This is a genomic window from Paraburkholderia sp. 32, assembly GCF_050435345.1.
Classification (GTDB): Bacteria; Pseudomonadota; Gammaproteobacteria; order Burkholderiales; family Burkholderiaceae; genus Paraburkholderia; species Paraburkholderia tuberum.
The window spans coordinates 1,169,645-1,182,340 of sequence record NZ_JBNDKD010000002.1 but is presented as its reverse complement, the minus strand read 5'-3'; the positions used below and the strand labels follow the sequence as shown (position 1 = coordinate 1,182,340).

General features: G+C 61.8%; 11 protein-coding genes. 7 read left to right on the top strand and 4 right to left on the bottom strand.

Annotation, left to right across the window (positions count from 1 at the left end; translation table 11 throughout):
* Both OKW26_RS20830 and OKW26_RS20825 read left to right on the top strand, forming a co-directional pair.
* On the top strand, positions 1-753 hold the full coding sequence (locus OKW26_RS20830) for a dTMP kinase (RefSeq protein ID WP_429354996.1): 753 nt from the start codon (positions 1-3) through the stop codon (positions 751-753).
* A 136-nt stretch (positions 754-889) separates the two neighbouring features.
* Positions 890-1,096 (top strand): hypothetical protein, encoded by a 207-nt coding sequence (locus tag OKW26_RS20825; protein ID WP_429355264.1) that lies wholly within the window; start codon positions 890-892, stop codon positions 1,094-1,096.
* Positions 1,097-1,227: 131 nt separating this feature from the next.
* Here the strand turns inward: OKW26_RS20825 and OKW26_RS20820 are convergent, their stop codons facing one another.
* Positions 1,228-1,701 (bottom strand): Lrp/AsnC family transcriptional regulator, encoded by a 474-nt coding sequence (locus tag OKW26_RS20820; RefSeq protein WP_090811524.1) that lies wholly within the window; start codon positions 1,699-1,701, stop codon positions 1,228-1,230.
* A 270-nt stretch (positions 1,702-1,971) separates the two neighbouring features.
* Here OKW26_RS20820 and hppD point away from each other — a divergent pair, with 270 nt between their 5' ends.
* The 3 genes from hppD to OKW26_RS20805 all read left to right on the top strand — a co-directional run bounded on the left by hppD (position 1,972) and on the right by OKW26_RS20805 (position 5,772).
* Complete coding sequence (hppD, locus tag OKW26_RS20815; RefSeq protein ID WP_184011854.1) at positions 1,972-3,045, top strand: 4-hydroxyphenylpyruvate dioxygenase; 1,074 nt, start codon at positions 1,972-1,974, stop codon at positions 3,043-3,045.
* 94 nt (positions 3,046-3,139) lie between these two features.
* Positions 3,140-4,522, top strand: a complete 1,383-nt coding sequence (locus OKW26_RS20810) for an amino acid permease (protein ID WP_409259263.1) — start codon at positions 3,140-3,142, stop codon at positions 4,520-4,522.
* A 44-nt stretch (positions 4,523-4,566) separates the two neighbouring features.
* Complete coding sequence (locus tag OKW26_RS20805; RefSeq protein WP_429354995.1) at positions 4,567-5,772, top strand: amino acid aminotransferase; 1,206 nt, start codon at positions 4,567-4,569, stop codon at positions 5,770-5,772.
* Positions 5,773-5,914: 142 nt separating this feature from the next.
* Here OKW26_RS20805 and OKW26_RS20800 read toward each other — a convergent pair whose 3' ends face one another.
* Positions 5,915-7,033, bottom strand: a complete 1,119-nt coding sequence (locus tag OKW26_RS20800) for a patatin-like phospholipase family protein (RefSeq protein ID WP_184058783.1) — start codon at positions 7,031-7,033, stop codon at positions 5,915-5,917.
* Positions 7,034-7,293: 260 nt separating this feature from the next.
* On the opposite strand from OKW26_RS20800, the gene OKW26_RS20795 reads away from it, so the two are divergent.
* Together OKW26_RS20795 and OKW26_RS20790 are read left to right on the top strand one after the other, a co-directional pair.
* Positions 7,294-9,327, top strand: a complete 2,034-nt coding sequence (locus OKW26_RS20795) for an ATP-binding protein (protein WP_429354994.1) — start codon at positions 7,294-7,296, stop codon at positions 9,325-9,327.
* 151 nt (positions 9,328-9,478) lie between these two features.
* The gene (locus OKW26_RS20790) at positions 9,479-10,468 is read left to right on the top strand and encodes a zinc-dependent alcohol dehydrogenase family protein (RefSeq protein ID WP_429354993.1); all 990 of its coding nucleotides are present in this window, start codon (positions 9,479-9,481) and stop codon (positions 10,466-10,468) included.
* A 251-nt stretch (positions 10,469-10,719) separates the two neighbouring features.
* Here OKW26_RS20790 and OKW26_RS20785 read toward each other — a convergent pair whose 3' ends face one another.
* Together OKW26_RS20785 and OKW26_RS20780 are read right to left on the bottom strand one after the other, a co-directional pair.
* Positions 10,720-11,751, bottom strand: a complete 1,032-nt coding sequence (locus OKW26_RS20785) for an Acg family FMN-binding oxidoreductase (protein ID WP_429354992.1) — start codon at positions 11,749-11,751, stop codon at positions 10,720-10,722.
* Between the two features lie 142 nt (positions 11,752-11,893).
* Positions 11,894-12,541 carry a response regulator gene (locus tag OKW26_RS20780; protein ID WP_429332420.1) on the bottom strand — a complete coding sequence of 216 codons (648 nt, stop codon included), beginning with the start codon at positions 12,539-12,541 and terminating at the stop codon, positions 11,894-11,896.
* Positions 12,542-12,696: the final 155 nt, after the last annotated feature.

The window sequence follows — 12,696 nt, the reverse complement described above, 5'->3', positions numbered from 1 at the left end:
ATGTCGAATGGTGTTTTCGAAACGCTCGAGCTCAAACCGCATGCTTATCCGGGGGTTCTGGTCACGTTGTGCGGTGTGGATGGGGCGGGGAAGTCGTCACTGATGGAAAGGCTCGAAAGCGCGTGCACGCGTGCGGGGTTCAACTGCGTGACGACGTTTACGCCGACCCGTCGGATCCGCAAAGATGCGCTGTTCCGGGACATGGTGGACAGCTACTGGCATACATCGAGCGCCGGTTCCGGACTCGACGTAAACCGACGGCGCGTCGACATGCTGGGCATTCTGCTGTCCATCATGGGAGACCTCGTCCAGCATCTGACCGACACGGTCATACCGGCACTGGAACGCGGCGACGTCGTTTTCTGCGACCGCTACGTGTTCACCTCTCAGGCTGAAATCGGCACGCGTTCCGATCCCGCTGAGACTGCGCCTGTGCTCCGCAGCATCGCCGGTCATTTGCTGCGTCCCGACGTTGCCTTTGGTCTGAACGTTTCCGGCGCGACTTCACACCGTCGCGTGCGGGCAAGGAACGACGAGAACGACCAGCCGCCGCCGATGAGCTTTCTGACGCGTCAGGTGGCGGCCTATCGCGCCGTGTTCGAGGTCAACGGCGTTGTCGCGCTGGATGCGGAGCGCGGTCTCGACGAGACGTTCTGTCAGGCACTCAGTCATCTCGTGGCTATCGACCGTATTGCGGGGCGGTTGGGCTCTCTCGGGGCGGAATGTCCTACACGAAGCGTGGCGGCATGCTGAGGCTTCGACCTGCGCCCGGGAAGCCGGATTCGGGCATCGAGGTATGCGACAAAATGCGCGTCGACACGTTTTGATGAGCATCTATCCTTCGAGGAAGGACCATGATGCATGGAACATCAGAGCCAGGGAGACAACGATGCTTAGCCCACATGAGATCGCAACGCTCATGCTTCTCGAGACAAACCCCCGTCCAGAAAATTTCGATCCCGGCGATCTCGACGCGTTGTGCGGGCGCCAACTTGTATTTCTGGAAAAGCTCGCGTCTGGATGCGCGCGAGGGCGTCTGACCGCGCAAGGACGCTCGGTATTGCGGTCGGTCGGGAGGGTGAACTCGGGAGGGTGAACTAGTGCCTCGCTCTGCATCGCCTGGGAGCTGTGACCTTCAGGAGCAAAATGATCGTTGAAGCGCACGCACGCATGCGGGGAATAGTGGGCAGCACCGGAATGTGACGGACGACGCTCGCGCTCAGCGGGCTAGGCCGCCAACGGGACAGCGCCCGTACATTTGATTTCATCGAGGCAAACGCTGGACTTGACTCCGCTCACGCCCGGAATGCGCATCAGCGTATCCAGCAGAAACTCCGACAGCGCTTTCAGGTCTTGCGCCACGACCTTGAGCATGTAATCGATATCACCTGTTACGACGAAGCATTCCTGAACCTGGGTGAGTTCCGAGATCATTCGCTTGAACTTCGACAGGTCGCGGACATGGCCTCGCTCCATCGTCACCTGGATGAAGGCCACTACGCCAAAGCCCAGCAGCTGCGCGTCGAGCCGCGTCTCGTAGCGTTTGATCACACCCATTTCCTCGAGCCGGCGATGCCGCCTCAGCGTTTGCGCGGGCGACAGTTTGATCGCCTCCGCAAGTTCGAGATTGGAGATGCGCCCCTGGGACTGAAGAATCTCCAGTAGACGCACGTCGATACGGTCGATGTCGATTGCCTGCACTTTTATTTCCTCGTTCTCCAGTGAAATGAAATATTAATGCACAAATCAGGGTTTGTCTGCGTCTGCAAGGAAATCCAATTGCGTCGATAAAAACTTACACTGAATCCAAATGGCGCTGCGACGACGCCGGAAAATGCGTTGAGAGAGTGGTCCGAGGACGCTGCCTGCGTGGCGATTGGAGAAATTTGCTTTCATTTTTCCGACACCCGGCACCACTCGGTGCCGGTTGCTCGCCACAAATCATTCACCCTCTGCTGAACCTGAGAGATCATGGCCGACCTGTTTGACAATCCAATGCAACTGATGGGCTTCGAATTCGTTGAATTTGCCTCGCCCGTACCCAATGTCCTTGAACCGCTGTTCGAGCAGATGGGCTTCACACTGGTGGCTCGCCACCGTTCGAAGGACGTGCTGCTTTACCGCCAGGGCGAAATCAACTTCATCGTCAATCGCGAGCGCAACAGTGCGGCCGCTTACTTTGCCGCCGAGCATGGCCCGAGTGCGTGCGGCATGGCATTTCGCGTGAAGGATTCGCACAAGGCCTACGCCCGCGCGCTGTCGCTAGGGGCTCAGCCGATCGAAATCGCAACCGGTCCAATGGAGCTGAGATTGCCGGCAATCAAAGGCATTGGCGGCGCACCGCTTTATCTGATCGACCGCTTCGAGGACGGCAAGTCGATCTACGACATCGATTTCGAGTTCATCGAAGGTGTCGAGCGGCGGCCGGCCGGTCATGGCTTGCGCCTCGTCGACCACCTCACGCACAACGTCTATCGCGGCCGCATGACGTATTGGGCCAACTTCTACGAGACGCTGTTCAACTTCCGTGAGCTACGCTACTTCGACATCGAGGGCGAATACACGGGTCTCACGTCGAAGGCGATGACGGCGCCGGACGGCAAGATCCGCATTCCATTGAACGAGGAATCTGGCAAGGGGAGCGGGCAGATCGAGGAATTCCTGATGGCCTTCAATGGCGAGGGCATTCAACACATCGCGTTCCTGACGGACGATCTGATAACGGTTATCGACAACCTGCAGATGGCAGGCGTGCCGCTGATGACGGGGCCCAACAGCTACTACTACGATGCGCTCGAGACGCGCTTGCCGGGCCACGGTCAACCGGTGGGCGAATTGCAATCGCGCGGCATCCTTCTCGACGGAACGACGGCAGACGGGTCGCCGCGCCTGCTGCTGCAGATTTTTTCCAAGCCGCTGCTTGGCCCTGTCTTTTTCGAATTCATCCAGCGCAAGGGTGATGAAGGTTTCGGCGAAGGCAATTTCAAGGCGCTGTTCGAGTCGCTCGAACGCGATCAGATCGAGCGGGGCACGCTGAAGGTTTGACGCGCGTACAACCCCGTTGATAGCTCTCGACCAGAGCAGGCGAAAAGCGAGGCGTGGCGTCCAGAACCAACCGCAGGACAGAGGAGACAACATCGTGGCACACCAGCAACAGGGCACGCTACAGCGCGGCCTGAAGAATCGTCACATTCAGTTGATCGCGCTAGGAGGCGCAATCGGCACCGGCCTCTTTCTCGGCATCGCGCAGACCATCAAGACGGCAGGGCCGTCCGTGTTGCTCGGGTACGCGATCGCGGGCATCGTCGCCTTCTTCATCATGCGGCAGCTCGGCGAAATGGTCGTCGACGAGCCGGTTGCGGGATCCTTCAGCTACTTCGCAGGCAAATACTGCGGCCAATTCTCCGGCTTCGTGTCCGGCTGGAACTATTGGGTGCTGTACGTTCTCGTGTCAATGGCAGAACTGTCGGCCGTTGGCATCTACATGCAGTACTGGTGGCCCGGTCTGCCCACGTGGGTCTCCGCGCTCGTCTGCTTCTGCGTCATCAACGCGATCAACCTCACCAGCGTGAAGTCGTACGGCGAGCTCGAGTTCTGGTTCTCGATCGTCAAGGTCGCGGCGATCGTCGGCATGATCGGCTTCGGCGGCTACCTGTTGATTTCGGGCCACGCAGGCCCTGACGCGGGCGTGGCCAATCTCTGGCGCCACGGCGGCTTCTTTCCGAACGGCGTGTCGGGCCTCGTGATGGCGATGGCTGTCATCATGTTCTCGTTCGGTGGACTGGAACTCGTCGGCATTACGGCCGCCGAGGCGGAAGATCCTTCGCACACCATCCCGCGCGCAACCAACCAGGTGATCTACCGGATCCTGATTTTCTACGTCGGCGCACTCGGCGTGCTGCTGTCGCTGTATCCGTGGGAAAAAGTCGTTACGGGCGGTAGTCCGTTCGTGCTGATCTTTCACGCGATGAATAGTAACTTCGTCGCCAACGTGCTCAATGCGGTGGTGCTCACCGCCGCGCTGTCGGTGTACAACAGCGGCGTCTACTGCAACAGCCGCATGCTTTATGGCCTCGCAGGCCAGGGCAATGCGCCGCGCGCTCTGCTGAAGGTGAACGCCCGCGGGATTCCGCTCGTCGCGCTGGGTGTTTCCGCCGTGGCGACGGCCACCTGCGTGGTGATCAACTACCTGATGCCCGGCAAGGCATTTGAACTGCTGATGGGGCTCGTCGTCTCGGCGCTCATCATCAACTGGGCGATGATCAGCATCATTCATTTGCGCTTTCGCAGCGCTAAAGCGCGAGCCGGTGAGACGACCGTATTCCGCAGCCTGGGCTATCCGCTTACCAACTATCTGTGTCTGGTGTTCCTTGGCGGCATCCTGGTGGTGATGTGGCTGATACCGGATCTGCGCATGTCGGTCTACCTGATCCCCGTTTGGCTCGTTGCGCTGGGCGTCGGCTATCGCTTGCGCAATCGACGCGCGGACGCCTCGGTACCGGTTGGTGTGCCGATGCGCTAGACACCCCGTTTCTGCAACCATTTGGCCTAATCCAGGGAATCAGCATGTTTGAACACATCGATGCCTATGCGGGCGACCCGATCCTCACCTTGAACGAGAACTTCGCGAAGGATTCGCGCGACCATAAGGTCAATCTGAGCATCGGCATCTATTACGACGATCAAGGCCGCTTACCGGTGATGCAAGCCGTACGCGAGGCCGAAGGACAACTGCTCGCCGAGCTCGGTCCAAAGCCGTACCTGCCGATGGCGGGCTTCGCCCACTACCGCGATGCCGTGCAATCGTTGGTGTTCGGCGACGACTCGCCGGCACGTACCGAGGGGCGCATCGCGACTGTGCAGACCTTGGGCGGCTCGGGCGCGCTCAAGGTCGGTGCGGATTTCATCAAGCGCTATTTTGCGGGCTCACGGGTATGGGTCAGCGATCCGACGTGGGAAAACCACCGTTTCATCTTCGAGCGCGCGGGATTCGAAGTCGACACGTACCCGTACTACGACGAATCGAGCGGCGGGCTCAAGTTCGAAGAGATGCTATCGGCCATCGACGCGCTGCCGGCGCGCAGCGTCGTCCTGTTGCACGCGTGCTGTCACAACCCGACGGGCGTCGATCTGAACGACGCGCAATGGGTGCAACTGATCGAGGTCATCAGGAAGCGGACCCTGCTGCCCTTCATCGACATGGCGTATCAGGGCTTCGGCGCGGGCATCGACGCGGACGCATTTGCGATTCGTGAACTCGTGCGCCAGAACGTGCCGGCGTTGGTGGCCAATTCATTCTCGAAGAACTTCTCGCTGTATGGCGAGCGGTGCGGCGGACTGTCGGTGATTTGCGAGTCGCCGGACGTTGCCGGGCGCGTATTGGGTCAATTGACGAGCGCTGTGCGCGCGAACTACAGCAATCCGCCGACGCACGGCGCAAAGATCGTAGCGCGCGTGCTGACAACACCGGCAATGCGGCAATCATGGCAACAAGAGCTTGCATCGATGTGCCGGCGCATCATGCGTATGCGTGCGGAGATCCATGAACGCCTGCGCGGCAAGGTGCCGGACACGATGCTCGCGCGCTACCTCGAGCAGCGCGGTATGTTCACGTACACCGGGTTGTCGGCAGACCAGGTCGACACGCTGCGCGAACGGCACGGCGTCTACTTGATCCGGTCCGGGCGCATGTGCGTCGCCGCGCTCAATGACAACAACGTTGCGACGGCTGCGGAGGCCATCGCGAGGGTCATCTCGCGGGCAGGCGATTGAGACTACTGCCGCAAGCGTGGAGCCGCGGCTGGACACGCGATCAGTCCGGCTAAGGTGCGCGCGATGGCGGATCGGTTCCAGACCGACGTCGAAGCCGTCGCTAACGCTCTCGATGCGGTGCACGGCATGGAAATCGTCCTTTTCAGTTTCGTCGCGCGCTCGCGTTGCCGCTGTGCTTGAGCGTCGGATCGAGCAACGAACCCTTGACATCGAGCGAAGACGCTTGCCCGAGTTTCGCGTAGTCGTTCTCGAGCCATACGTTCGCCACTTCGCGGCCACGCTCGAAGAGCGTTTTGAGCAATGACCAGGACGTGCTGCTCTTGGAAACAAAACCGAACTTCGCGAGAAAATCGTCGTCGCGAATCAGGTGAAACCTGACGGGCTTGAAGCGGCTTTTGCGCGCCGCTTCCTCCCCGACCGAGTCGAGCACACGGTTGACCGCTTCGATCGCGTTGATCTCCAGTACGACGGACGCGTTGAAACCGATTTCATTGAGCCGGTCGAGAATGCCGCGCGCGTCTTTAGGCGGCATGTCGTGGCGCACGAACGGATTCGCGAGAACGAGAATCAGGTCCTGGGCATGGGCGATCAACGGCGCCAAAGGCGGGTTACCCAGATAGCCGCCATCCCAGTACGGTATGCCGCCCACGCTGATGGTGCGAAACTCGCTCGGCAGGCATGCGGAAGCGCGCAATACGTCAATGGAAATCTCGGGGCGGGTGAATATTGCGCGTTGGTTGGTTCGTACGTCGGTTGCGCAAATGAACAGTTGCGGGCCATCGCGCGTGGTATTGAGCGCGGCGAGATCCTGTTCGGGGAGGGCGGAACGAATCACCGGCCCGAGCGGATCGCGGTAAAACGGATTGCCGTAAGGCGAAGCGACGAGTCCCACGGCCTCCAGCATGATGGCGGCGGGATTCCAGTCGATATTCCAGCCGCCGAATGGGCCGGGTTCGGAAAAGCCGAGGAGCGCGTTGCCCGCCAGCGCGCCGGCGCGCGATACCGCTTCCCAGAAGGCGCGCAGCATCTCGCGTGCTTTCGGTGCGCCGCTGGTTGCGAGACCCGCCGCGCACAGCGTCGCATTGATTCCGCCCGCGCTTGCGCCGCTGATCGCCGCGATATCGAGCGGGGTTGCCTGCGACGAAGCCTCCAGCAGACGGTCGAGCACACCCCACGTGAAGGCGCCGTGCGAACCGCCGCCTTGCAGGGCAAACGCGACCTTGGGGCCGTTCTGTCGCGTCGGGTTCCGGGGTTCCTCCATCGCCATGGCTCCTTCGCGTCTTCATCGCGTTCCCGGCAATCTTACGCGCACGCGAGGATACTTGCGTCGGAAACCTCGAGCTTTTAATTGGTTCGTCCTGTCCCGCATGCCATGGCGGATCGCCTTGGATGCTGCGATACTATTTATAAGCGCGCGCTGCGTAACCTGCTAAAACGGTCCATGAGAAAGAGGTTGACTGACACAAACCGGTGTGCCGGGACGGCATCGCGGGCTCACAGCTTTCGTCCGGGGGTACCTGGATGAAACGGCATCTCGATCTGGATTCCCGAGGCGCGATCACGCTAAACGGGCTGGCGCACAGGCTGGGGCGTGCCCGTGAGCAACTGATGCATCGCTGGATCGCCGAGACCTCGGAGCAGGCCGCGCACACCGATGCGGACAGCGGGCAGGAACTCATTGGCTGTTTCGCCTATATGCTGGCCGAAGTATGCGCCGCCCTGCTGGTCGCCGAGAGCGACGCGTCACTATCCGCGCATGTTGCTGTCGCGTACCCCGGCAGGTTCTGGCCAGAGAGTTGGCGGGTCACGGATCTGTTTCGCAACATCGATCTGATGCAGCGCTTTCTGAAAGACGAGATCCGCGCGTATTTCGGTCCGGTTGCGGCTTCCGTCGACGTTCACATACGGGCACACGACATCGTCGAGCGCACGTTTCGCGCGATGATCGAAAACGCCATCGAGGCGCAAATGCAACGTCAGGCGGCCGAGGTGGCGGCGGCGCAGGACAGCCTGCACACGGTGCTGACCGCGCTGAAGCTCACCGAGGAGCGGCTGCGTGTCGCGACGAGCGCGGCCGGCATCGGCATCTTCGAGTGGTGTGGCGCCTCGCGACAAGGCGTGTGGGAAAACCGCCAGATGTACGACATCACCGGGCAGCCCGAGGAGAGGGGGCCGTTGACGGAAACCGAGTTCATGACGTCGGTCGTTCATCCCGACGATGTCGAACTGCTGAAATGCCATTTTCAGTCGCGGCTGGTCTCCGGCGAGCCGGTGCATGTCGCGTTCCGGCTGCACCGCGTAACCGACCACGCGCTCAGGACCGTCGAAATGTTCGGGTATCTGCGTCCGCCCGTTCAGCAGGACGATTACACGTTCATTGGCAGCTTGTGCGACGTGACGGAGCGGACCGACGCAGAGGCGAAATTGCAGGACGCCGATCGCCGCAAGGACATCTTTCTGGCCACGCTCGCGCACGAGCTGCGCAACCCGTTGGCGCCCGTGCGCAACGCCGCGCATCTGCTGGGTCACGGCGCGGGAGCCGATCCCGCCAAACGTGAATGGCTGCGCAATGTGATCGAACGCCAGACCGGCCACCTGTCGCATCTGATCGACGACCTGCTCGATGTATCGAGGATCACCACCGGCAAGATCGAGTTGAAGCGCGAGGTCTTCGATATCAGGCTGGCACTCGACCACGCTCTCGAGATCACGATGCCGGCTGCGTTGCAGCGGCATCACGACATCGTGCGTCTGCCGCTCGCGCACCCGGTGTACGTCCACGGTGACCCGGCGCGGATCACCCAGACATTTTCCAATCTGCTGGATAACGCGATCAAATACACCGACGAGGGTGGCCGGATCGTCGTATGCGCGACGCTCGTCGGTCAGGAGGTATCCGTTACCGTGTCGGACACGGGCACGGGTATTTCGGGCGACGCACTGCCTCACGTGTTCGATCTGTTCGTACAGGGTTCCTGCCACGGCGAGCCGTCCAGGGGCGGTCTCGGGATCGGGCTCTCGGTGTGCAAGACGCTGACCGAGATGCACGGCGGGACCATTGTCGCCAGGAGCGAAGGCAAGAACAGAGGCAGTGAATTCGAAATACGTCTACCCGTTTGCCAGGGCAGCAACCAGCAGGCGAAGGACGGTGCCGAAGCAGGTCGACCGCCGTCCGATCCATTGCGTGTTCTGATCGTCGACGATAACAGCGATGCCGCGCTGTCGCTCGCAATGATTCTCGACGCGCACGATGTGCGCACCGCACACAGCGGGGAAGAAGCGCTTCAGATTGCCGCTGCCTTCGAGCCGCAGATCGTTTTCCTTGATCTTGGTCTGCCGGGAATCAGCGGCTATGAGGTTGCGCGTCGGCTGAGGGACCGTCAGGCGGCCGGCAAGCGCCTTGAAATCGTCGCCGTGTCGGGCTACGGACAGCCTGAGGACGTGGCTCGCTCAGCGGGAGCGGGGTGTGATAGTCATCTCGTCAAACCCGTCGATATCGAAGAACTGCTCGCGATCATCAGGCGAATGACCAGCGAAAATCCGTCCACCGCGTAGTTTTCGATCGACCCTCTTTGTGCGAGGCGGCGTTCTGGGGCGACGACGAAAAGCACTGTTAGGATTTCCCCGCTTATCAGTCGAATTCCCTCGCGGGAACGACGTGGCAATTTTCGCAATGCTCTACCATCAATCCATCCAGGAGGTAGTGATGTCACGGACTGTCAGGTTTGCCGAGGCCGGTGGGCCGGAAGTGCTGCGATTCGTCGACGAATCGGTCCGCGGCCCCGGCCGCGGTGAAGTTCGCATCAACGTGAAAGCGATCGGTCTCAATCGCGCGGAATCGATGTGGCGCACCGACCAGTACATCGAGCCAGTCCGCTTTCCGGCCGGACTCGGGTACGAGGCGGCCGGCATTGTCGACGTGGTGGGCGAGGGCGTCGGCGGTTTCGCGCCCGGAGACGAGGTCAATGTGATCCCGTCGTTCTCGATGAATCAGTACTTCACCTACGGCGAAGTCATCATCGTGCCGGACCATGCAGTCGTCAGGCATCCGAAATCTCTTTCCTTCGCCGAGGCCGCGTCGGTGTGGATGATGTTCGTCACCGCATATGGCGCGCTGATCGAAGATGCGAAGGTGGGCGCCGGCGACTATGTCGTCATACCGGCCGCTTCGAGCAGCGTTGGACTGGCAGCGATCCAGCTAGCGAATTACGCGGGGGCGACGTCGATCGCGGTCACGCGCCATGCTGGCAAGCGACAGCAGTTGCTCGACGCGGGTGCCGCACACGTGGTCGTCACGGACGAGTCGGACCTTGTCGAAGCGATCATGCGGATCACGGATGGAAAGGGGGCTCGCGTCGCGTTCGATCCAGTCGGCGGCCCGAACTTCGCGAAACTGATCTCGGCGCTGTCCTTCCAGGGGATCGCGTATCTGTACGGCGCGCTAGACGAACGTGCCACGACGCTGCCCGTGCTGCCGATGATCGCCAAAATGATTTCCGTGAAGGCGCACAACATCTGGCTGACGAGTGGCGACCCGACGCGCCGAAAGGCTGCGGTGGAGTTCGTGCTCAAGGGGCTCGAAAGCGGCTCGCTGAAGCCGGTCATCGATCGCACCTTTGGGTTCGACGAGATCGTCGACGCGCACCGCTACCTCGAAACCAACGGGCAGTTCGGAAAGATCGTGGTAACGGTGTAGCCCGCGAACCGACATTGAGGTGAGGCAACGCGCTGCTTTTCCGCTTGATATTGTCGCTGGCCGCGTTCGCTCGAGCGCGGCCATCGCGAAGTGCTGAGGTCCAGTTCATGCAGCATGTGGCGGCATTGAGGTAGCGCATAACATGGCGATCCTTCGGTCGGATCGCGCATGCCGGCGTCGGTCTGGCTGTCGCGCGACCTTCATCACGGGCCCATCGGTACCGTTTCCACGCGTGCCCGGACCCACGCTTGTCAGGACACCACATCGGCCAGCGGCCGCCTCGGCGCATGACTGACGCGCGGGCCGCGGCCGACGCGGAGCAGAAGCTGCGGAATCGCCTCCGTTCCCAGCAGCGTCCGGAGCCGCTCGCGCAGCGGGTCCACTTCGATCGGCTGGTTCAGGTAGGAAGCGGTCAGTCCCACGGATGCCGCGACCAGCAGCATCCGCTCGAGCGCCTGTCCCGCGGCGAGCCATGCCTCGCGGTCGTCGCGCATCGTGGCGATGCCGACCATCAGCGGCGAGCCTTGCACGAGGTGCTGATGCGTGGCGGGCTGTCCCGCGCCCACATCGAATACGCGGACGGCCAGGCCGACGAGCGGCGCCGCGAAGTCGAGCAATGCTCCGAGAGCGGTACCGTAGGCCGGCATGCCATCGTCGCGCCGGCGCGGGTGGATCCAGCTGGCGAGCTCGCGACGGAAGCGTGGGTCCGCGAACTGCGCGTGATCGGCGTCGGCGATCAGTTGCGCAAGCGCCTCGCGCGCGCTCGTTTGCTCCACGCAACAGGCAATCGCGCCCTCGTCGTCGCAGGCGTCGCTGAGCTTGCGTTGCAGTGCCGCCGGAACGGCTTCGTCGGCGAACGGCGCACGCGTCGTCACGCGCGCCGTCAGCGCGTCGAATAGTTCGTGCAAGTGCGGGTCGCGGAGCCCGTCGCGCGACACGCGCACGAGCGCCACGATGTCGGGGTCGGCTTCCGATGGAAACAGCGTGATCGCATAAGCGAGACCGAGACGGCACAGCGCCACGCGAAGATTGAGCAACGCCGCGCCGCAGCTCATCAGAAGTTCGCGATCGAAAGGATCGACCACGGGAAGCGCGCGCATGCGGTCGGCGCAGATCTGTACGGTCTCGCCGTCGACGATGAACCGCCACGGTTGCGTGTTGTGATTCGACGGCGCGAGCACCGCATAATGCAGCGCAAAGCGCAGCTGCTGTTCCAGTGGCGTGGAGGCGTGGAAGTGCGGTTCGCCGATTTCCCACGCGTCATGTTGGGCGGCATCGTTCATCTCGAAGTCTCCTTTCGGATCGTTCCCGCGAGCACGCGGTTCGTGTCGTCATCGTGTCGCCGGGTACCGTGGCAGGTTTGTGGCAGGTCGACGTTTCAGATGTCTCGCGTACGCTTTGCGCGGGTCTCGCAGCGGAGAAGCGCTACAGGTCGTTTTCGTCGTCGAACAGCTTATGGCGGATCGCATAGCGAACCAGCCCGTTCTCGTTCGGCATCTGCATTTTTTCGAGGATGCGCGTCTTGTGCGTGCTGATCGTCTTCACGCTGACGCATAGTTCGTTGGCGATCTCGGTGATGCTCTCGCCTTCGACAAGGCGCCGGAACACGTCGAATTCGCGATCGGACAGCCGCTGGTGCGGCAGCGCGTCGGCAGGCTCGTTCAGGTTCTGGGCAAAGCGTTCGGCCATCGCGAGGCTGACATAAACGCCCCCTGACGCGACTTTCGTCACCGCGCCGACCAGTTCCGCGCTCGCGCTTTCCTTGGTCAGATAGCCGGACGCGCCCGCCTTGAACGCTCGCACCGCGTATTGCTGCTCGGCGTGCATCGTCAGCACCAGAATCCGCAGGCCGGGTTTTTCCTCCTTGATCTGCTTGATCAGTTCAATGCCATTGCGCCCCGGCATCGACAGGTCGAGCACGAGCACGTGGGCCTGGGTCGCGCGAATCAGCGCGATCGTCGTCGCGCTGTCGCAAGCTTCGCCGGCCACTTCGAAGCCGCTCGCCTGCTGCAGGATATGGCGCAGTCCGTCGCGCACGAGCGTGTGGTCGTCGGCCAGCAACACCTTGATCATGGGGTGATCTCTCCCGGTTGCATCCATTGCCAGGGAAACCTGACCGCAATCGCGAAATCGGCGCTTTGCGCTGTATCGATCCGCATGGAGTCGCCGAGCATAGGCGTGTTCGCGCACGTCGATCAATCCGAACGGCATTTCGTGACCGCTGGCTC

Excerpts from the sequence above, each read along its gene's own strand:
- OKW26_RS20795 (WP_429354994.1), top strand. The coding sequence starts at position 7,294 with ATGAAACGGCATCTCGATCTGGATTCCCGAGGCGCGATCACGCTAAAC.
- hppD (WP_184011854.1), top strand. The coding sequence starts at position 1,972 with ATGGCCGACCTGTTTGACAATCCAATGCAACTGATGGGCTTCGAATTC.
- OKW26_RS20785 (WP_429354992.1), bottom strand. The coding sequence starts at position 11,751 with ATGAACGATGCCGCCCAACATGACGCGTGGGAAATCGGCGAACCGCAC.
- OKW26_RS20780 (WP_429332420.1), bottom strand. The coding sequence starts at position 12,541 with ATGATCAAGGTGTTGCTGGCCGACGACCACACGCTCGTGCGCGACGGA.
- OKW26_RS20790 (WP_429354993.1), top strand. The coding sequence starts at position 9,479 with ATGTCACGGACTGTCAGGTTTGCCGAGGCCGGTGGGCCGGAAGTGCTG.
- OKW26_RS20800 (WP_184058783.1), bottom strand. The coding sequence starts at position 7,033 with ATGGAGGAACCCCGGAACCCGACGCGACAGAACGGCCCCAAGGTCGCG.
- OKW26_RS20805 (WP_429354995.1), top strand. The coding sequence starts at position 4,567 with ATGTTTGAACACATCGATGCCTATGCGGGCGACCCGATCCTCACCTTG.
- OKW26_RS20830 (WP_429354996.1), top strand. The coding sequence starts at position 1 with ATGTCGAATGGTGTTTTCGAAACGCTCGAGCTCAAACCGCATGCTTAT.
- OKW26_RS20825 (WP_429355264.1), top strand. The coding sequence starts at position 890 with ATGCTTAGCCCACATGAGATCGCAACGCTCATGCTTCTCGAGACAAAC.